Here is a 22534-nt window from a genome sequence, read left to right as displayed (position 1 = left end):
TCTTATAGTTAGTTATTATTTTATTGGTAAATCTTTTTCAGGTTGTCCAGCCGCACTGTGGCATTCTGCATCAGGAGATCCAATACAGTAATTGCACACATGGATTCCACAACAACAACTGCACGTGGACCGATGATTGGATCGTGGCGACCTTTGATCTCCATTTTTATTTCTTCATGGGAGCGGTTGATCGTATCCTGCTCCTGAAAGATAGATGGAGTCGGTTTAAAGGAAGCACGAAGCAAAATCGGACTTCCATCGCTCATGCCACCCAACGTACCGCCTGAATGGTTTGTATGTTTTTTGACAGTCCCGTGATCTATATAGAAATTATCGTTGTTTTCAGAGCCGATGGATGCTGCAACGGCGGTTCCGTCTCCGATTTCAATTGCTTTTACTGCACCGATGGACATAACCGCCTGTGCAAGTTTTGCGTCCAACTTGTCAAATACTGGTTCTCCGACCCCGGCAGGAACTCCGGTTATAATACATTCCACCATAGAACCGACAGAGTCTTTTTTCTCCATCATGTCCTGAAGATAGGCTGCAGCCTGGCTTGCACATTCCATATCTGGCATATACAGAGGATTCTTGTTGATCACATCCAGATTCAAATTCTCATCTGCAACGCGATAAGTGCCAATGGCGCGTGTATATGCAGTAAGTGTAATGCCGAGTTCCTTTAATACTTTAGCGGCAACTGCACCGGCAGCCACACGGCCGATGGTTTCCCGCCCGGAGGAACGTCCGCCACCGCGGTAATCCCGGAAGCCGTATTTTTCGTCAAAACAGTAATCGGCATGTCCCGGTCGGTAGCTTTCTGCGATTGTACCGTAATCCTTTGACTTCTGATCTTCATTCATGACAACGAGTGAGATAGGAGTTCCGGTTGTTTTGCCTTCAAATACACCGGATAAGATAGATACCTTGTCTCCCTCGTTTCGTTTGGTAGTAAATTCATTTTGTCCCGGCTTTCTGCGGTCGAGGTAAATCTGAATATCTTCTTCCGTTAAGGAAATGCCGGCCGGACAGCCGTCAATCACGACCCCTAATCCTTTTCCGTGAGATTCTCCCCATGTTGTTACTGTAAATAATTTTCCGTATATAGAACCTGCCATGGTATTGAAATCCTTTCATATTTATAATAGAATACATTTGGAGAAATTATACATCTTTTTGAAGGAAATAGGAAGTATAAAATAGTGCTTTACAAGATGAAAATCTTGTGATAATATAGCAAATGCCGTCACTTGGTTATAGGATCACTCCGACCATAACTCAGCGACCGGACAAAAATAAGAAAATGGAGGAAAAAAGCATGATTACAGCAGATCAGAAGAAAGAGATCATTGAGAAGTATGCTCGTACAGCAGGTGATACAGGTTCACCGGAGGTACAGGTTGCTCTTCTTACAGCAAGAATCAACGACCTGAATGAGCACTTCAAGGTACATCCAAAGGATCACCACTCAAGAAGAGGTCTTCTTAAGATGGTAGGTCAGAGAAGAAACCTTCTCGCATACCTTAAGAGCAAGGATATCGAGCGTTACAGAACACTTATCGAGCAGCTTGGTCTTAGAAAGTAATAAAAACAAAACAATAGTAAATAAACTTAAAATCACACACACTACAAAAGGGATTGCATTAAGCAATCCCTTTTTTCATTCATGTTAATTTGAATTTATCTGACTGACAGTTCCGGTATACGGATCATAGAATCCGCCATCAATTGCACTTATGATTACGTAACTGCTCTGGATGAAAAAACTGTCATGACCGGTATCTGTCAGGTAATACCAGGCAGGAATATAGGAGTAGGAACTATGATCTGCATCGGAGACACGAATCATACCATAGCAGATATTTCGTACTGAGATTTCATAGGAAGGGTCTGGTGTAGATAATATCGCATCCTGTGAGTCAGAGTGGGAATCAAGGTAGGTTTTTGCGATGGCATCAATCTGGTCAAAGGAGAGTGTGACAGCATGTTCTTCTTTGATGGTGTCCTGTTTCATTGGATTGTTCCAGATCAGGTAAGACAGACCATCACTTTCGATATTGGCAAGGAATGATTCATACCCATAATAGGTATTGCTTTCATCCGGTGAGAATATATAGCCTGAGCCATCGCTGCCATCATCGTTGATTCCGGGCATTATTTCGGCATCAGATAGATCCCTAAGATATGGTTGGAATGTTGCATCTGTATAGATTGGTGCAATTCCATTGAGATTTCTTCCGGCATAGACAAGATATGAGTTTGCTTCCGCTGCCATATCATTTGATGGATCTTCTACAACAAGGGAGTCGTTAATTTTAAAATCGTAAGGATAACAGAAAGCATCCAGAGTCTGAAGAATGGAGTAGTCCTGTATATGCAGCTTATCCATATAGTCTTCGGTGATTTCGTCGGCTTCTGTGCGAGTGTAAGAACATGAATTTTCACCGTTTTGTTCTGCATAATCTTCGAAGAATGGAATGCCTGTATTGTGGCTTGCAGAATAGTCAATCGTATCACAACAATAATCACGATATAACATCATACGGGAAGATACTGCGGATTGCAGGAAAGTCAGATAGTAATGTACACCATTGATGGTTCCTTCTAACATACAAAACTTCTGTGGCTGATCGATATATTGCCCGTTTTCATTTTCCGGGTAGTCATACCATTTTATTTCTCCATCTGTTTCGAGAATCTTTGCGGCTTTCACTGTATCCTGTTTTTTCTGTGAAAGCGTAGATTTGGCATCGGAATATTCTGCAATCATGTAAGAAGGAATATCAGCGAAATCCTCGTAGGATTTGAACAGTTCTTCCCATGCAGTACATGCAGCAGATAAATCGTCTATTGAACGATATGCATAAGGAACAAAGAGGGTATAGCTTTTCTCGTCGAACAGCGCTTTCGCAATCGCAGTTATATCCTCATCTGTAAAATCGTTTCGGGACAGCGTAGCAACCGGTGCATTCTGTGCAGCAAGGGATGTATCTACCTGTGCCTGCACATGCAAAGTACCGAAATCACCCGGGATAGAGTAGTCCAGTGTGCGGATGGAATTATCAGCTGCATCCGAGATGGATGCGGTATCTTCGTGATAGATGACGGTTTCTTTTCTTCCGCAGGCGGATAGTAAGGAGACAGTAAGGATAAGAATTAAAATCCATGATAGTTTTTTCATAGTCGTTTCCTCCTTTGTTAGTTGATATCTCCGGAATAATTATTATAGATACTTCCATCAATTGCACTGATTATAACGTAGGACGAAAATGTACAGTATTGTGTAGAAGAAGATTCTCCATCAACCATATAATACCATGCAGGGATATACATATAGGACGAGGTATCTTCGTCAGAAACACGGATTAAGCCATATTGAATATCACGAACCATATAGGTGCCGGTTATATAATATGGCAGATTTGAACCGTCATGTTTTGTGATATAATCCTGTGCGATAGCATCAATCTGGTCAAAAGAAAGCGTGTGTGCTTTTGTTTCTAATATTTCATCAACTTTCATTGGATTTTGAACAATTAAATAATTGATACCATCATTTCCGACATTGGCAATGACAGCTTCAAAACCAAATTTTGTATCTGTATAAGAAGTGCTTGGGTCCTCATTCTCATCGGCTGTCTCCGGCGTTATTTCAGAAGAAAAATTGGCATCTGTATGTATTGGTGAAAGATTGTCAATGACTATGCCACCGTAGAGCAGATATGAGTCGTAAGAAGGATCCGTGTTGATTTGACTTTCTGTAACCTGACCGCTGGAGCTTATTTCGTAATTAGTTTTGGCTGTCTGAGCTTCCCTGATATCGGTAATTTGATAGTCGGTAATGCCAATAGTCTGGAGTGTATCAAGAACGATGGATTTTGCATCTGTCTGGGAATACTGGCATTCGTTTGGAAATAAATCGTTTTCATATACAGCGTTTGCATCCTGATTGAGAAACCATGCATATGGCGTATATGGCTCATAGTTTGCGTGGAGAACCATCATACAACAGGAGTCTGTTCGTGTAAAAGACAAATAGTATGGTTTGTTATTGACAGTACCCTTGATTGTGCAGAATTGGGAGTTTATATCTATATTTGAGTTGTCAGAAACAGGAGCTGTGTACCATTTCAGCTCGCCGTTATTTTGGATGGGATCTGCAGAGAAACCATCTTCTAAACGTTTCTGTGCATCATAACATTCCTGCAACAAAGTATATGGAACGTCGGCAATATCGCTATACTGTGCAATTTCTTCCTGCATGATATCACACGCACTTTTCACATCTTCCATTGAACGAAATGCGTATGGGATAAATAAAGAGTAGCTGCCTGTGTCAAAGATGGCATCTGCAATGCGTTTGATATCGTCATCGGTATAATCACACCGGGAAGCTTTTGCAACCGGTGCGCTCTGGTTCGACAGGGTAGTGTCTACGTCTGCGTCGATCGTAAAGCTCATGCGTTCGTCTGCGATGTCATAGTTTAAGTGTATTTCTGAAGCGTTTGTTGCATCGCTTGTCGTTGCCTGTTCGTCCATATATGTAATTTTTTTGTCCTTTCCGCAGCCAGACATGGTAGACAGTACGAGCAAAGATATGAGAATTCCTGTAATATGTTTTTTCATATGAAATTTCCCCCTTGTTTATTTTTTTAAATTATAAAATACAATTGTATCTGAAATGTATCTAAACAGTTGAAGTATTTAACTTTTATGGTATTATATTGAAGAATGTGTCTGTTTATAGACAATTATAGATGAAGCAGAGGAAAAATGATATGGAAATCATGAAATATGCGATACAGGGATACGAAGATGTGAAAGCGGAACAATTGCTTGGAATCTTCGGCAACCCAATCAAACATACATTGTCACCGGTGATTCATGATACACTCAGTGATGCGCTTGGACTGTCAGAACGATATGTGCCATTCTGTGTGGAGGACGAGGAGCTTTCTCATTGTGTGAAGCTTGCATATGATGAAGGTGTGCTTGGACTGAATATTACCGTGCCGCATAAACAGCATGTGATGGAGAGTCTTGTGGATGTTGATGTAGCCGCGAAGACGATCGGTGCAGTCAACACGCTGGTTCGTGTGGAAGGTGGCTATAAGGGTTACAACACAGATATGCCGGGATTGGCAAAAGCCTTAGAGACAGAAGGAATTGCGCTAAAGGATGAGAAGGTTATCATGCTTGGCGCAGGCGGTGCTGCACGTGCAGTTGCATATATGTGTGTCAGCTATGGCGCAAAGCAGGTGTATATTGTAAACCGGACATTTGCACGTGCGCAGGCCATTGCAGAGGATATGAATATGTTCGCCGGAAAAGACGTTGTGCAGGCAGTGGCTTCGGATGATTATAAGAGCATTCCGGATGGAAAGTACCTGATGATCCAGTGTACATCCGTTGGTTTGCATGAGGGTGATGGAATGCCGTTTGATTTCGGAGATTCCTTTTATGCGATGGCAAAGGCAGGTGTGGATCTGATCTACAACCCGGCACAGACACCATTCTTAAAGGAGATGGAGAAGCTTGGTGTGCCGGCGGTAAATGGCTTAAAAATGTTGCTCTATCAGGGAATCCTTGCATATGAACTTTGGAATAATCTGACGGTTTCTGAGACGCTCACAGATAAAGTGTATCTGGCGCTGCAGGATGCAATCTACGGGAAAAACCGTGGCGATAACATCGTCTTAATCGGATATATGGGTGCCGGAAAGACAACGGTCGGAAAGGCACTTGCAGGAAAGCTTGGGTATGAATTTGTCGATACCGACCTTTATATCGAATCACAGGAGGGAATGACGATTCCTGAGATCTTCGAGAAGAAGGGGGAAGCTTATTTCCGGACATTGGAGACGAATGTTATAAGGGAGCTTCGGGAGAAGATACATTGTGTAATTGCGACTGGCGGTGGACTTCCGCTTCGCAAGGAAAACAGTGATTTATTGAAAGAAGTCGGAACGGTATATTACCTGATGGCAGATGCGGATACGACCTATGCACGTGTAAAGCATTGTACGAACCGCCCACTGCTGCAGTGTGACAACCCATACGCGAAGATTCAGTCGATGATGGAGGAACGGGGACCGATTTATGCACGTGCCTGCCATATCCGCGTGCGGACAGATCGTGGAACTTTAGAAGAAGTGATGGATGAGATAAAATGAGTGGAGCAGAGAATATAAATCGAAAAAATTACTGTGATGGGATGCGGGATGCGATTCCAATCGCACTTGGATATCTTGCGGTCGCATTTACCCTTGGGATTGCGGCGCGAAATGCGGGGGTGCATGCACTTCCGGCAACAATCATGAGCTTGACGAATACGACATCGGCGGGAGAATTTGCTGCAATCACAGCGATTGCCGGCGGTGTGGGGTATGCGGAGCTTGCACTGATGCAGCTCGTCATAAACTTACGTTATATGCTGATGTCGTGTGCGCTGACACAGAAGCTTGATCCCAAATTTTCAATTATACACCGGTTTTTTATTGGGTTTGGCGTGACGGATGAGATCTTCGGCATCTCGGTTGCCAGAAAAGGTAAATTGAATCCGTGCTACATGTATGGTGCGATGTCGATTGCGATTCCGGCATGGACAATAGGCACCTGTCTCGGTGTGGTACTTGGCAATGTACTGCCGGGCGGTGTGGTTAGTGCGCTTTCGGTCGCATTATATGGTATGTTCTTAGCAATCATTATTCCTCCAGCCAGAGACAATAAGGTAATCTGTGGACTTGTCATCATTGCGATGGCAGCCAGCTTCCTTTTCACGAAGATACCGGTGATTAAGAATATTTCTTCCGGTATGAAAGTGATTATTCTGACCGTTGTGATTTCTGCGGTGGCAGCCGTATTGTTCCCGATTCCGGATGAAAACACGGGAGATGAGGAGGCAGACTATGAAGCATAATATTTATCTGTACATCCTTGTGATGGCAGTAGTCACATATCTAATCCGTGTTCTGCCACTCACATTGATCAAGAAAGAGATTAAGAACAAGATGGTGCGGTCGTTTTTATTCTATGTGCCTTATGTGACGCTGGCAGTTATGACATTTCCGGCGATTCTCACAGCGAGCAACAGTATGGTTGCAGCAGGCATTGGATTCGTCGTGGCGCTGATCCTTGCGTGGCGCAGAACAAGTATGTTCGTGGTGTCTCTTGTTTCATGTGCTATTGTGTACATACTGGAGTTGTTTGTGTAAGATATCACACAATTTTCACTGAAATGACAAAAATATGCAAAAAAAATCTCTTGATAAAGTTTGCCTTTTTTTCGATATATTTGTATAATAAAGCGAATAGTTTTATACAGTAGGTGATAAATATGAGATCGACACAAGAGAGACGATGCGGATCCAATCGGGGTTTCACGCTTGTTGAGATGATCGTGACGATGATGTTGCTGTCGATATTGCTCACAATATCAGTCATGGGGCTTATGGCATGGCAGGACTGGTCGGACTTCAACCAGGCGAATGAGTATGCAGAGACCATGTTTTTGGCAGCGCAGAATCAGTTGTCGGAATATAATGCAAATGGAACACTCGAGGATTTTGCAAAGCAGACAAAAAATTTAAGTCCGGATGCGGTGAATCTGGATTCCATATATTACGAAGAAGGAAAGGCGTACAGTGATGAATCCGTTTGGGTAACGGTAAATAAGGGTACGCTTGTTTCTGTGCGTGCAAATAAGGGTGACTATAGTCGGTATGCAGCAGGGAAAACTACGACAAGCCCGACTGCACCGATTGTATATCAGCTTTTAGAGGGGTATCTGTATGATACTTCTATCTTGAATGACGCGATCTGCGTCGAATTTTCCCTAGAGGATGGACAGGTGTTCTCAGTTCTTTATTCATCCAAATCAAATAGCGAAGAGCAGGAAGTGTTTGTTTACGACAACAAGAATACGTCTTTGCGTGGTACAGTCAATATTGCTACCCGGTATGAATCATACAGAAAAGACCGGATGGTAGGTTACTATGGTGTGGATACATTGTCAATGGCATTAAAGGGAACAAAGGAAAAGCCATCCATTGACGATGTGAAATTGAATAATGAAGATACGTTAAATCTGTCATTCAAGGTCAGCAAGCCGGCAAATGCCGCACAGAAGATGAATTATGACGTTACTGTCTATGATGTGGATTCTGATTTCTGTGCCGGTGAGAATATGGCGGATGGCGTTCCGGTTATGAAGTTCACATTAGAAGGAGCGAAGATCAAGAATTATGCGAACCGACAGGCACAGAACTGTGTAATCACTCGGTATGTGAAGGATGAAACAACTAATAATTGGAGTACACAGGAACTGGGGGAGTTTCCGATTCTTGCGTGGAGTGATACAGATGGAACAATCCGTGTCGTATTGGATGCAGCGGATTTTCAGGCAACCTCTGCCAGCTATGCGATGAAACTGCAGACATTGATGAATACATCAAAACCAGAAGCGGTTGCAAATGCAAACTTTAAGTTCAAGACAACCTATACGTTTCATCGGTTTGGTCTGGATGCAAATAAGATCAAGTGCTCCATCAAGGGTTATGGTGCAGCATATGATACAACAACGGAGCGGCAGAGCAATCAGTCATATGTTTATTTTGCAGAGGAAAATAACAATATAAGCGAAGATAACAAGGTTGTGAATTACAACTATTCGATTGCAAATGCAAGACATCTTTATAATATGCGTTATGTGACAGACGTGACAGCAAATACTGATAAATCTGTGGATGAACTGCGCCTGAGCAGTGCGCATTATGAGCAGGACAAAAAGAAGAAAATAGCCTGTCATTTCCAGTTGTCGAAGGATATCAATTGGACAGAGTTTGTAGAATCCGGTGCATTTTATAATACGAATGGAAATGATATCAAATTAGAGGATGAGACAGAAAGTCTGGCAGAGTTCTTTATCTCGATGAAACAGCTTCGTGCGGAAGATTCTCTGGATGGTAAGAACGCGGATGGCGAGTCGTATACGATTAAGGGACTTAATATGTCGCAGGCAGGAAATGCCCTGTGCATGTTGTATACAGACACGGATACCGGTAAAGCAGATGATGAGAAAAAGCCGGTTGGTTTATTCATCACAAATTATGGTAAGATCGGAAATCTGAAACTGGATGAAGTACAGGTAACGTCTCCGGGTGATTATGTTGGTTCTTTTGCCGGAATCACGGTGTATGGTGAGAATCTGATTGGAGAGGCAGCAGGTATCTTAGAAAACCTGGAAGTCGTAAATGATAATGTGGATGCAGAGACAGCCAGCTATGTAAAAGGCAAGTCTTATGTCGGTGGTATTACAGGAACACTGATTGCAGATTCGGATTCGGTTGTGTCAGCGGTTACATGGAAGAAGCTTTCCAATGCTGCGAAGGTGACCGGACTTTCACGCGTGGGAGGAGTTGTTGGTGAACTTCGGACAGAGAAGAATCGCCATACAGCCATTACATTGGAAGACTGTGAGAATACAGGTGCCGTATATGCGGTCGTGAAGGATGGTGAAGATAAAAAGGACAGCAAATTTATCGGCGGTATAGCAGGAAGCTGTGTGAATGTGTATGCAGCAAATCATGTAGATAACGCATCTGCATTAGCGAATATCACAATCAAAAACAGCAACAGTACACCGTTTTATTCAGAAGATGATTTGACTGAGTTCCTTGGAAATCAGGATGGAGCAGTGTTTGAAAACTATGCGGACAAGGTCGTTGGAACTTATGTAGGCGGTATTACCGGTTACAGTTATTTTAGTACGCTTCAGGGTGTGCGTGCGGAATTGGATAACGGCAGGCACAGCTATGTATTTGGACATGATTATGTCGGAGGTATTGTCGGTTATGCAACCGGTTCTGCGGAGCTTTCAGGTGCGGATGGGACGAATGCGACCGGCAGAAATGACAACTATGTGATTGGTTGTTCCTATGTCGGTGGTGTGATTGGCGCAAATGCAGATATAGATTTGACCAAAACACAGAAAGCGACAGGAAATAATAGCACAGATACTTTGGTATTGGTTGAAGAGGGAGCAAGTCCAATCGTTGTATCCGATACCGTGAATCCGAACAACACTGTATCAAACTGGCAGAATAAGGGTGTTGTCTATGCAACCGGTATATATGCAGGAGGTATCAGTGGCTACAATGCAGGTTCCTTGCTTGAAAATCGTGATACATCGGGTGAAGCGACTGTTGCAGGAATATATCCGGTTTCTAGTGCAGCCGATTATGTCGGTGGTATCACTGGTTACAATCATGGTGTGATTAAAGCAACAGACAGAATAGATAACAATGTACGCATTGTAGGTAAAAACTATGTCGGCGGTATCGTTGGTTATAATGACAGTGACGCGGAAGTTACAAACTACGCTGTGACGGCTGGAAGTATAAACGGAGATACGGAAAACGGAAGTTATGTCGGCGGACTTGCCGGATGCAATGCGTCGATAGCCATGTTGCAGGATACAAATGGAACTGCGAAAAAATTATATGTAAGTACACAGAACATCAGCGGCAAATATTTTGTCGGTGGTGTGATTGGCGCGAACATTATTAATACGAATGGTTATAACCAGAATATGGTTACGGAACCCGGACAGAGTGGATCTTCCGATACGGCAACCGATTCTTCGGCTGGTAATACAACGAAACTTTGTTATGTGACATTGCAAAGGGAAACAGTGGGATATTATGATGGTAAAGTAAGAGCACAGTATACATATGTTATACATAATGAAAGTGATAATCTTTTGTATAATTGGAGTATGAAATTACATTTGGGAAAAGGTGCAGATGCAGATTTATATAACGCAGACGGTGGATCTACGACTCTTAGAGAAGAAACTGAAAAAGAAACAGTTATAACGTATGAAACTTTCAAATCAGATGCTGACCATACTAATGAGAATAATGCTGTTCAGGCGAAATCTCAAAGTAGACCGAGGAAGATGGAATTAACGTTTTTGTCTTATGATGACATGTACTCATTTGATTTGACTGATATTGAATTTTTCTACGATGGAGGAGATGATAATAAAGGAAGTTTGAAACCTGGAAATACCGTTATTACAAAGAAAAATGAACATGAAGTTGGCATGAATGATAGTCTTTATACATTAGAACTATTGGGAAATCAATGGTATTGGTATTTTAAGGTAACAAACAACAGTGATTCAGATATTTTTAATTTGAAGATACTTTTGCCATATGATGAAGGAGAATTTGGGGTAAATGAGTATAATTATGGAGATGCAGAAGTTGTAAATAATAAAGAATTAAAACGATTAGAGATAACACAAAAGAAAAGTTCCAATAATTATTATAGGGGTAAGTTGTCAAAGGGAGAATATTTACAACTTAGCGGTATACCTATAAATATTACTTCTCAGGACACATTTGATAAAATAAAACAAAAAGCAAGATTGATATTTTATACAACGGAGTTGGTTCAGGAAGCAGATAATATTCAATATTATCGAATAAAAACTAATGCGGACATGTCTAATTTTTCCGGCACGATTACGGGCAGTGCATTTACCGGTGGTTACATCGGTTACACGATGCTTGTAAACAGCACGGATACAACCTATGCGAGAACGACAGCGGAAACGCTTAGAAGTATGACGAACCAGACGTCAACACAGAACGTGGTTGATGCAGTATGCAATGCGGATATTAAGTCAAGTGAAGTGCAGATGTATGTGACCGGCGAAGTTGGCAGTGGAAGTGTGACAGCCGATACCTATGTCGGCGGACTTGTTGGATACGATGATGCAAACACCTTTTTGCGTATCGAAAATGCGACGAATAAGGCATCCGTAACAGCGAAGACCGGCCATGCAGGAGGTATAATCAGTGCGAGCCGCAAGTCAAATAACAAGATTCAGACAAGCAAAAATTATGGGGCCATCACGGCGAAAGAAGTTGCGGGTGGTATTGTCGGCGAGAACAAAGGTACGGTCAGTCAGTGTACTGTAGATGCAACGATTGTTGGCAATCTTGGTACGTCCATTGCAAGCTACGGCGGTATTGTCGGAGTGAGTGGCATTGCCTCAGAAAAGACAGGGGATGTGGATGCAGCCCAGATAACAGAATGTAGATTTACAGGAAGTATATCCGGTGTCGGAAATAATATAACGGCACATGTCGGTGGAGTCGTTGGTGCTAATGGATATAATTCAACGGTCAAGGCAAGCACCGTTGGAAGCAAAGAGACAAGCGTGCATGGTGGCATGGCAGGTACAGCAACCTATGATATGTCGACAACGAATGTCGGAGGCATCGTCGGTACAAATTATGGAACGGTCTCCTCAACGGATAATAAAGCAGAGGCAAATGGAAATACGACAATCGACAACTATCTTGGTTATACCGGTGGTATTGTCGGATGTAACCGGAAGGATGCCATTGTAAAGGGCACGCAGACGGAACAGATTATTACAGCGGATAAATGGTATGTGACAGCGAAAGCAGCAGGAGAAAATACGGCTGTGGGTGGTATCATCGGACATTCGATGTCTGGCGAGAATCTGGAGTACCTTACGAATTATGCAGAAGTTAAGACGACTGCATCCGGAAATATTGCAGTTGGTGGTATTGTAGGACAGATGGAGAATCAGACCAGTGGTTCGATGACATTTACAAAATGCGATAATTACGGTGCGGTTACCGGAACATGGTACACGGGCGGTATGATTGGATATCTGCGCTATAAGGGCGTGAAGTTTAATAGCTGTGCAAGTGATGGAGTCGTGACAGGTGGTACAGTAGATGCGATGGTTGGATATGCAGATGCCGATATCGAAAATAATAATCAATATGTGGATTGTACAGTCAATGGAAAGAAGTATTCAAAGACTACACAGCTTGCGTTGAATAGAACAGAAGATGAACAGGCTGTTATGGATGCTTCAGAGGATAAAAAGGAAGCAGAGACAACGGCTGGAACGGCGGAACAGCCGGATGAGACAGAACAAGCTGTGATTGATGTGGATACACAGCATGCTACAGCAGAAGCAGCAACCGAGGAAATACAGACAGTCCGGAAACTGGAGACACCGGACGTCAAGCGTTTGGCAGAGGATGCGCGTGTCCTGCAGTATTATGATGGTAAGAGCTGGACTTTGACCGCACCGGAAAAGGAAGAGGATTTGGTTGGAACATATGAGTCACGGGCATATCGGTTCGAGGTACAGGATGGCGCCGATTATTATGAGGTGCAGATCAAAGATGCAAGCGGCGCATATGGTGTGATGTATGTGGAGCCAAAGACCGATAAATATTATGTATATTATGCAGGAACGAATGCGCGTGTGCGCAGAGAAAGTCTGTGTGAGGCAAATCCATATACCGAGTTTGCAGGTATTCTGACAGAGGAAAAACCAGTGAACGTAAGCTATGCCATAAATGTACGACTGGAGGATACAACGACTGCAATCAGTGCAAAGGTTGTCGCAGAAGAAAATCAGATTTCTGTGTTGCTTCCGGATACAACAACTTCGGTTGCGGTACAGGCGGTTGTCGGCGAGGAGCATCTGGATACATATGAAAGCTCGGATGTCGCAGTGTGGAAGCTGATTCCGGTTGATGATGCAACTACGACAGATGCCGGTGAAATTACAGAAACTGATGAAGATGACATAGTGATCTGGACAGGTGTGGTGAAAAAGGAGGCAGTAAATACAGAGTTTCCGAAGCTTGCGGGAACAACGGTGACAGTAGGAAGTGGCACAGCTGCAAAAGAAGTCGTGAATTATACAGTCGCGATTGAACAGCCGATGTTGGTACAGGTACTTGGATTTGATGCAGAAGGCGCACTGGTACAGTCCGTTTATTATACAGCGGATCAGACAAGCGCAAGCTTTATGCTGGAGAAAGATACATGGTTTACGGATGATATGAAGGATGTGAAGATTCGATTTGCAGCAATTTCACAAGATGGACTTGCCGAGTGGACACAGCCACAGACTTTAAGTATCACCGGAATATCAAAATAATAGAAAGACAGTAACAGATACATGCTGAGGAAAAGAAAGCTTAGACAATTTAATAAAGAAGAAAATCGTGGTTCCGCGATGATCGTGGCGATTGTCGTCAGCATGGTTGTTGTTGTGTTCTGCTTATCGTTACTGCTTGTGAGTTATGCATTGTTTTCGTCTTCGGTGCGCCGGGTGACACAGAACCAGTGTCGGGAGCTTTCGAAGACGATCAGTATCGAGATTGAGAAAGAATTGACGACACCGGCATACACGAGTTTTGATAAGCAAAAGCAGGATCTGGATAAGGGCAGGAATCTGCTGTGGCAGTATCTTCGCTATAACGTGTGTCAGGTCAACTGGCCGTATTTTGAATCTGAAAGTTCAACCGATCATGGGGAGAAGGCAGCGTACCGGTATTTTACACTTGCAGCGACAGGCGGAGATACAACAAAATATGCAGCAATGGCGGGTGATATTTCAGTCTGTATCTATTGGGAAAATGATGGAAGCTATCAGACGTCAAAAAATGACATTGTACTTTGTGTCAAAGTAACCTGTACAAAGGGCGACCAGACAGCATCTATGCTGTCAAAGTATAATCTGTCCTGTATGGTGTATGAGAGTGCAGAGGAAGGCGTGGATACTGGGAATAAAACTGTAAATCCATCGAATAATGCAATCGAGAAGAAAGAATATTGGAGCTGGAGTTTTCTGGAGCGTGAGTAACATGAAGAGAAGAAAAATCGTGCGGCAAATGAATAATGCAGGTTCGACAATGGTGGAAGTAATCGTTGGGTTTGTGATCTTGGTTATGGTTCTGGCAGAATGCATGGTCCATCTGCTCGGTGTATCCGGGGAACTTGTAAAGAAAAGTAAGGATATGCAGGAAGACCAGCGTATATTAAATGAGGAAATGTACAAAAAGGATGCAGGTTTTGAGAAACTTGACAGTGCAGAGATCTCATTGACCGTTGATACAGATAAGACGGATACGATGAATACACCGAAAGACGCGAGCTTTGTGATGGAAGCAGATTTATATCGTTATTATAGTGAGCGTGCAGATCTGGCGGTCTTTCGGGTGATGCATAAAAATGAACCATCAGAATAAAAGAGGAGTCAAGTGTTGAAATGAAAAAACTGAAGCAGCTTTTTCAAAAATTTCATAATAAGAATCAGGGACTCACACTGGTGGAAATGATCGTGACATTTATGCTGGTTGGGCTTTTTATGATTGCGGCGAGCAAGGTGATTGCGAATACGGTGAGCGTCTATTATGCAGCGAAGGGTACGGCAGATGGCATGCAGGTATCATCCATCATTGCCTCAAAGATCCGAAGTGAGATTGAGGGCGCGCGGAATGTGACAATCACAACGGAGGTAAAAAATGAGGATGGAACGACGAGTGAGGTCACTTTGCCATATGTCATGCAGTTGTCGACAGATACAACGCTGGGTGGACAGAATGGAACGACAGGGTATAATAAGATCGAGTTTACCGATGCACAGGGCAGTCATGTCTTTATCGGTGTGAATGAAAAAGGATATCTTGTTGTGCATTATTATCCGGTGGTGATTGCAAGTGGTGAAGTGAAGAGTACGGACTGGGTATTTGACCAGAAAGCGTATATGGGGTATTCCATTAAGGAGTTGAAATTTACGCAGCCGAAGGGGGCTTATGCGGATAATATCATTTATATGAGTCTGACACTGCATAGCCCGCGGTATGGCGATTTTACATACACGGAATATATCCATTGTTATAATTTAGATGCAAATTCCGACACACAGATTAACTGTAAAACAGAGTAAAAGGGGTAGAAAATGAATTATTTTTTATATGCAATAATATACATATTGGTATTTTTGATGGGCGTGACCGTATTTTCGTATCTGAATCTTGTCATTGAACGGCTTCCGAAGAAGGAGAAGCTGACGATCCGTCATTCACATTGTAAGCAGTGCGATCACGAGCAGACTTGGAGGGATGTTATTCCGATCTTTTCCCGGATTTGTTACCAAAATCGATGCAAATACTGTGGTTCCGTGCTTCCAAAACGTCCGCTTATCATTGAACTGGTTGGTGGTGTATTTGCGGTGTTCTCTCTTGCTATGTATGGGATTCATCTGTCCGCTCTGTTGTTCTTTCTTGTAATCTGTGATCTGATGGTAATCACAATGATCGATGCGGACACACAGGAGATTCCTCCGCAGTTGAATGTGATTTTGCTGTTGCTTGGTATCCCTGCTATCTGGGTACTGCCGGGGCCAACGATCATAGAGCGTGTCATTGGACTGTTTGCAATCAGTGTGCCGATGTTTATTCTGATGCTATTCAACGGCTTTGGCGGCGGCGATGTGAAGATGATGTTTGCAGCCGGATTCCTGCTTGGATGGAAGGGCGTTGTAGCGGCCTTTTTTGTAGGAATTATCGTCGGCGGTGCGTATGCGGTATATCTGCTTGTCAAGAAGAAAAAAGGCAGAAAAGAGCAGTTCGCATTTGGGCCATTTCTGGCGTTTGGTGTACTTGTATCGCTGACACAGAATCTGGGTGATACGATGATTTCTATGTATATTGATTATGTGAAGAGTATGATGACTTCAACATATTAAAAGAAAAAACATGAAAGTGATAGACACAAGAAAAGAAAATCCGTATTGTGAGATGGACTTGCTAATTGCAAACCGGAAATAAGTTTTTGCCTGTGGATTTACAGGCTGTGTCTGAACTTGAGATAAAAAGGAGGATGCTTCCTTGGTAAACTATAAATACAGAGCGCAGGATGAAAACGGAAAGGTGGTTTCCGGTACGATGCAGGCAACGGATGAGCTTGATCTGCATGCGCGGTTAAAACAGGAAAATAAATATCTGATTCAGGCGAAGGCACAGGCCGATAAGGTTAATATCAAACGTCTGCGTTCAGATGTTGTCTCTGAATTTGCAAAGAACATCGGTGAACTGCTCGGGGCGGGCGTGACGCTCGTAAAGGCACTGCGTATCATATCTGAAGATGAGTCCATCAAGCCGAAGGAACGCGAAGTTTATACCGGGTTGTTAAAACAGGTGCGTTCCGGTGTGCCGCTTTCGGAGGCGATGTCTGCGAGCGGTGATGCATTTCCGCCGCTTTTCGTCAACATGATTAAAAGTGCGGAGAGCAGCGGAAGCATGGATAAGATTGCGCTGCAGATGTCCGTGCATTACGAGAAGGAATACCGGTTGAATCAGAAGGTCAAAAGTTCGATGACCTATCCGAAAATCCTGTGCGTATTGATTGTGGTTGTTGTGGCAATTATCATGGGTTATGTTATTCCACAGTTTAAGGATCTTTTCTCACAGATGGATGCACTTCCTGCTTCAACTACAATCCTGCTTGCAATCAGTAATTTTGTCAAAAATAAGTGGTATGTCTTAATTATTGTGGCAGTTGTATTGTATATTTTCTTTCACGTTCTTTTTGCAATACCGGGTGTCCGGTATGCAAAGGACAAGTTAGAGTTGAAGCTGCCGGTGATCGGAAAACTGCGCCGCGTCATTTATACCGCCCGGTTTGCACGAACATTGTCAAGTTTGTATTCGGCAGGCATTTCAATTATCAATTGTCTGCAGATCGCTCGTAATACAATCGGCAATTCTTATATTGAAAAACAGTTTGATCAGGTCATCGCGGATGTCCGTGGTGGTATGAATTTAAGTGAGAGTATTGACCGCGTAGATGGATTCACGAAGAAACTTTCTTCCTCTATCTCTGTAGGCGAAGAAACTGGTGCGCTCGATACGATGCTTGTATCGATTGCAAACCAGATGGAATATGATTCTGAGGTCGCTATGAATAAGCTGGTTTCTTATCTGGAGCCTGCGATGATTGTCGTGATGGCGGCGGTTGTTGGATTTGTTATTATTTCTGTAATCCAGCCAATCTATGGTTCATATGCGACGATTGCAAATTCATACTAATTTTGTTTCAGAGTCAATGTATTGATTCTGGGTATTAGATATTACAGTAAGATTGAAATCTACCATGGAAGGAGAACATACATATGAGTACAGTCATTTATCTGGCAAACCAACAGATACAAGTGATCACCGGTACTCCCGGAAATCGAAAGATTTCTGTCGCGGATTGTTACACAGAAGATGCACCGGATGGCTGCATCATCAATGGAATGATCATGGATACGGATGCATTCGTGAGCTTCATGCAGAATTTCTGGACGACACATAATCTTCCAACGAAGGATGTGATCTTAGTCATTAATTCGACGAAGTTTATCGGCAAAAATATTGAGATGCCTCTGCTCAACCCGAAGAAGACAGAAGAGTTTATCAACCGTGAGTTTACAGATATCAAACAGGGAGAGGATTATATCTGCGGATATTTTCTGATCGGACAGAATAAAGCAACAAAGAAAATTTATGCTGAAATTATCACGACCGATTTTATCAAAGATTATGTGGATATTTTTACAGAGATTGGCGTAAAGCTCAAAGCGGTTTATTCCGGTGAGAGTAGTCTGATCCGTCTGACTGCATTGACGTCGGCACAGCAGTATAAGACATTTGTCCTGCAGATTGCAGACCGTATGACGATTACAACAATTCTCTGGGTAAACGGAGAATTTTACTATTTCAACAGTACTCGTTGTTTTCATGATCAGGGAACTGAGGACTATGCACAGGATATCGCACGTTCCGTTAGCCAGATCCGCCAGTTTATGCAGGCAAATCAGTTGGATTATCCGATTGAAGCAGTTTTGCTTGCCGGTGTGAATCCACAGGATCTGCCGTTATATCAGAACGCGATTTCACAGCTTGATATTTACGCACGGGTGGAAACATTTACAGATACGCATGTAATGACAAATGGTTTGGATGTACAGGCACATTTTCATCCGATCAGTGGTCTGGTTACAGGAAGTGCAGGCAAACAGAACTTCCTGGATGGCTATCATGCCGGAAAAAAGAAGGATACGGAAGCGGGTGGAATCGGAAAGGGATTTCTGGCGATTCTGATTACTCTTGCTGTGATGCTTGTGGGATTTGCCGTATGTATTACTATACGCACACTCAAAAAACAGGAATTGCAGAAGTTGAAGGATTATAATGAATCTCCTGCGACAATCATGGAGGTCGCGCGGTATGATGTGCTTATGGAGGAAACCTCATATCTGATGAACCAATACAATGCAATCGTGGGAGTAAATCAGAATTTATACACGTATCCGGTCTGCAACCGTGAGGTGATGAAAGAGGTTAACGATTGTGCACAGGGACTTGCAACAGTGACCTTTAATTCGTTCGATGCAGATGTGGGTGTACTGACGATGACAGCGCGTGCCGATACCGTGGATAATATTAATAAATTTATCCGCAATCTTTGTGGTGTGGATATATTCAGTAATGTTGATTATACCGGATATTCATTTGCGGAATCTGATGAAATGTGGGATATTCATGTAACATGTACATTGGCAGAGTCTGCAGGCAGACATACCGATACGGATGCACATCCGGAAACAACAGAAACAATTGTTTTTCCGGATGCCGGTGATACAGAATCAGAATAAGGAGGAAACCGTTATGAAGTTAGAAATGACACAAAAAGACAAAAACCTCCTGATCATGCTTTCTATATTTGTGATTGTAGTCTGTATCGGCTATTGGGGAATCTACCCGGTGGTAAAGGGTATCGTAAATACAAACAAAGAGATTACGGCACAGAAAGAAACACAGGAAGAAAATGAGCTGAAACTCATGCAGGTGCCGATGATGGAGGCAGATAACGAGCGGTGTTCAAGTGAGATACAGGAGGTACGTGAATCATTCTTCCCGATGATGGAGAGTGCGGAGATTGATAAGTATTTTACCGAGCTTGTGTTGGGATATAACCTTTCTTCTTATGACTTGTCCATCCAGATGCCACAGGAAGAAACATCTTTGGAACCATATGTGAATTCAAAGCGTGCGGCGATGCTTGCGGCACAGGAAGAGACTACTACAACAGAGTCTACGCAAGGTGCAAAGGCAGAACGTTCCGAGATAGAGGCTGCCGAGGAGAGCGGTGGTATGTCAACAGACAGTGAAATGAGTACACTTCCGGCATTTGATGAAGAGGTAACAACCGGCATATATAATGCTACGGTGACACTTCGTATGGGTGGAAAAGAGAGTGATCTGCTTCGGTTGATTGAAGATCTTTCGAACAGCGACAAGAAGATTCGTGTGTGTAATTATTCATGGTCCGAGGAGCGGAGTATCACGAACCTGACAGAGGAAGGCGAGTACGATATCAAGACCGAGCGCGTTTTGACATTGACACTGGAGATTTACATGTACGAGGAGGTGCCGGACGATGGAAATGCGCAGTAATAAAAATATCCGAATCGGTGATGTATTGCAGGAGCTTGGTTATATCAACGAAGACCAGATTAATCAGGCGGTTGCATACCAGAAGGAGAACAAAGGTGTCCGTCTTGGTGCAGCGCTGATTGCGCTTGGCTTTATCACAGAAAAACAGATGTTAGAAGCACTTGGAAAACGTCTGAATTATGATGTTGTCAATATCTCTGATTTGTCAGTGGATGTGAAGGCGGTGGAGATGATTCCACGTGTTCTTGCTGAGAAATATAATATGATGGGATACAAGGTAGAGGATACGATGTATTATCTTCTAGTGGATGATCCTTTGAATTTCTATGGAATTGAAGATATTCGTCAGATTGTCGGCCGGGAAGTACATATTTCTTTGTGTGAGAAGGCACCACTCGAAAATTCAATTCAGTATTATTATTCTGAAGTGTCTGCCAGACAGGCAGCACAGAAGGCATCCGCGAACACAACGCAGACAAGTGAGGTTATGGAGATTAGTGTGGAGGAAGGCGATGATGATACGCCGATTATCAACCTGTTCAACAGTCTGCTTGTCCGTGCCTATAACTCAAATGCTTCCGACATTCATATCGAACCGTTTGAGAACCATACAAGTGTGCGAATGCGTATGGATGGTGTTATCTGCGATTTCATGACGCTGCAAAAGAATATTCACAATTCCCTGCTGGCACGTATCAAGATTCTCGGAGACCTTGATATTGCGGAAAGAAGAATTCCGCAGGATGGACATTTCCGTATCAATATTGAAGGCGTGAACCTGAATGTCCGTGTGTCAGTGATTCCGACTGTATTCGGCGAGAAGGCAGTTTTGAGACTTCTTGCATCGGCAGGTTCGATTGATCATATGGGAACTTTTGGTATGACAGAGCGAAACTACAAGCTTGTCATGCGGATGCTGCAGTCGCCAAACGGCATTATCTATTTGACTGGGCCGACTGGTTCCGGTAAATCAACGACACTGTATATGATTCTTGAAGAGCTTGCAAAGCGTAGTGTAAATATCTCGACTATTGAGGATCCGGTCGAGAAGAATGTGGCAAAACTCAATCAGATGCAGGTAAATAACACCGCGGGACTGACGTTTGAGGTTGGGCTTCGTGCCTTGCTTCGGCAGGATCCGGATATTATCATGGTTGGTGAGACGCGTGATGCAGAGACCGCATCGATTTCTGTCCGTGCCGCAATCACCGGACATTTGGTGCTTTCTACGTTACATACGAACGATGCAGCATCTTCGGTTGTTCGATTGACAGACATGGGAGTGGAGCCATATATGATTGCCAGCTCTCTGGTTGGTATCGTGGCACAGAGACTTGTGCGTAAGGTGTGTCCATTCTGTGGCGAATGGGGACCGATGACCGAGCAGGAGGAAGCAATCGCAGGCATACATTTTCCTCAGATCAAGCATGCCAAGGGTTGCAGACAGTGTAACAACACAGGATATAAGGGACGTATTTCCATCCATGAAATCTTAATGATTGACAAGAAGGTGCGTGAGATGATTACGAAGGGCGCTTCCGTTGAGGATATCAAGGAATATGCTGTACAGGAACAGGGCATGAGCACTTTGAAGAAGAGTGCACTTGAACTTGTGGAAAATGGTACGACAACGGTGGATGAACTGTTGCGCGTGTCTTATTATGAGTAGGATGAGAACGGGAAAATTGTATGTTTGAAGCACATATTTAGAAAGTTGTTTTTTGAGAGAAAAGCAAGCAGAAAAACACAAACCGGAAGCTGATTGGCAGGTAGAGAAGGGAAAAGTGTGTGAAAAAGCGAGAATTGAAGTCGGAAAACACACGGTATGTTTTTTTGAAGAGGAAAGCAAGCAGAAAAACACAAACCGGAAGCTGATTGCCAGGTAGAGAAGGGAAAAGTGTGTATAAAAGCAAGAATTGAAGTCAGAAAACACACGCCATGTGCTTTTTGAAAGAAAAGCAAGCAGAAAAACACATTCCGGAAGCTGATTGACAGGTAGATAAGAGAAGAGTGTGTGAAAAAGCGAGAATCGAAGTCAGAAAACACACGGCATGTGCTTTTTGAAAGAAAAGCAAGCAGAAAAACACATTCCGGAAGTTAATGGGCAGTTAGCGGAGAGAAAACAGGGCGTGAAAGTAAGAATCTAAGCTTGAAAGCCCATGCTGTGGGCGTAGGAAGAG

17 protein-coding genes are annotated in these 22534 nt (G+C 43.2%); 14 read left to right on the top strand and 3 right to left on the bottom strand.

From position 1 onward, the window contains the following. Positions 1 to 20: 20 nt before the first annotated feature. Positions 21 to 1118 carry a chorismate synthase gene (gene aroC / locus KP625_RS03490; RefSeq protein ID WP_238299398.1) on the bottom strand — a complete coding sequence of 366 codons (1098 nt, stop codon included), beginning with the start codon at positions 1116 to 1118 and terminating at the stop codon, positions 21 to 23. A 200-nt stretch (positions 1119 to 1318) separates the two neighbouring features. Here aroC and rpsO point away from each other — a divergent pair, with 200 nt between their 5' ends. Further along, entirely contained in the window at positions 1319 to 1585 is a 267-nt protein-coding gene (rpsO, locus tag KP625_RS03485) for a 30S ribosomal protein S15 (protein ID WP_021986042.1), read from the top strand. Between the two features lie 84 nt (positions 1586 to 1669). Here the strand turns inward: rpsO and KP625_RS03480 are convergent, their stop codons facing one another. Next, a complete protein-coding gene (locus KP625_RS03480) occupies positions 1670 to 3181 on the bottom strand; it encodes a DUF6034 family protein (RefSeq protein ID WP_238299391.1) in 1512 nt (503 codons plus the stop codon). Positions 3182 to 3198: 17 nt separating this feature from the next. After that, positions 3199 to 4626: a DUF6034 family protein gene (locus KP625_RS03475; RefSeq protein WP_238299390.1), complete on the bottom strand. Its 1428-nt coding sequence runs from the start codon at positions 4624 to 4626 to the stop codon at positions 3199 to 3201. Between the two features lie 152 nt (positions 4627 to 4778). Between KP625_RS03475 and aroE the strand changes: the two genes are divergently transcribed. The 13 genes from aroE to KP625_RS03410 all read left to right on the top strand — a co-directional run bounded on the left by aroE (position 4779) and on the right by KP625_RS03410 (position 22240). Beyond that, a complete protein-coding gene (aroE, locus tag KP625_RS03470; RefSeq protein WP_238299389.1) occupies positions 4779 to 6173 on the top strand; it encodes a shikimate dehydrogenase in 1395 nt (464 codons plus the stop codon). Next, a complete protein-coding gene (locus KP625_RS03465) occupies positions 6170 to 6919 on the top strand; it encodes an AzlC family ABC transporter permease (RefSeq protein ID WP_238299387.1) in 750 nt (249 codons plus the stop codon). Before aroE ends, KP625_RS03465 begins: the two co-directional genes overlap by 4 nt. Then, a complete protein-coding gene (locus tag KP625_RS03460; RefSeq protein ID WP_238299385.1) occupies positions 6909 to 7214 on the top strand; it encodes an AzlD domain-containing protein in 306 nt (101 codons plus the stop codon). Before KP625_RS03465 ends, KP625_RS03460 begins: the two co-directional genes overlap by 11 nt. A 122-nt stretch (positions 7215 to 7336) precedes the next feature. Then, positions 7337 to 14005: a type II secretion system protein gene (locus KP625_RS03455; protein WP_238299383.1), complete on the top strand. Its 6669-nt coding sequence runs from the start codon at positions 7337 to 7339 to the stop codon at positions 14003 to 14005. Between the two features lie 21 nt (positions 14006 to 14026). Beyond that, complete coding sequence (locus KP625_RS03450; protein ID WP_238299381.1) at positions 14027 to 14713, top strand: hypothetical protein; 687 nt, start codon at positions 14027 to 14029, stop codon at positions 14711 to 14713. A gap of 1 nt (position 14714) precedes the next feature. Beyond that, positions 14715 to 15098 carry a hypothetical protein gene (locus tag KP625_RS03445; protein WP_238299375.1) on the top strand — a complete coding sequence of 128 codons (384 nt, stop codon included), beginning with the start codon at positions 14715 to 14717 and terminating at the stop codon, positions 15096 to 15098. A 20-nt stretch (positions 15099 to 15118) separates the two neighbouring features. Next, positions 15119 to 15799: a PilW family protein gene (locus tag KP625_RS03440; protein WP_238299373.1), complete on the top strand. Its 681-nt coding sequence runs from the start codon at positions 15119 to 15121 to the stop codon at positions 15797 to 15799. 12 nt (positions 15800 to 15811) lie between these two features. Continuing rightward, complete coding sequence (locus KP625_RS03435) at positions 15812 to 16600, top strand: prepilin peptidase (RefSeq protein ID WP_238299371.1); 789 nt, start codon at positions 15812 to 15814, stop codon at positions 16598 to 16600. 142 nt (positions 16601 to 16742) lie between these two features. Then, complete coding sequence (locus KP625_RS03430) at positions 16743 to 17942, top strand: type II secretion system F family protein (protein WP_238299369.1); 1200 nt, start codon at positions 16743 to 16745, stop codon at positions 17940 to 17942. Between the two features lie 83 nt (positions 17943 to 18025). After that, positions 18026 to 19552, top strand: a complete 1527-nt coding sequence (locus KP625_RS03425; protein ID WP_238299367.1) for a hypothetical protein — start codon at positions 18026 to 18028, stop codon at positions 19550 to 19552. Between the two features lie 13 nt (positions 19553 to 19565). Next, positions 19566 to 20354, top strand: a complete 789-nt coding sequence (locus KP625_RS03420; protein ID WP_238299365.1) for a hypothetical protein — start codon at positions 19566 to 19568, stop codon at positions 20352 to 20354. Beyond that, the gene (locus KP625_RS03415; protein ID WP_238299364.1) at positions 20338 to 22023 is read left to right on the top strand and encodes a GspE/PulE family protein; all 1686 of its coding nucleotides are present in this window, start codon (positions 20338 to 20340) and stop codon (positions 22021 to 22023) included. The genes KP625_RS03420 and KP625_RS03415 overlap by 17 nt, the downstream gene beginning before the upstream one ends. A gap of 52 nt (positions 22024 to 22075) precedes the next feature. Further along, positions 22076 to 22240, top strand: coding sequence for a hypothetical protein (locus KP625_RS03410; RefSeq protein ID WP_238299353.1), 165 nt, complete (start codon positions 22076 to 22078; stop codon positions 22238 to 22240). Positions 22241 to 22534 lie beyond the last annotated feature (294 nt).

The organism is Eubacterium sp. MSJ-33 (genome assembly GCF_022174665.1).
GTDB lineage: Bacteria > Bacillota > Clostridia > Lachnospirales > Lachnospiraceae > Coprococcus_C.
This window is presented reverse-complemented; position numbering and strand designations above follow the sequence as displayed.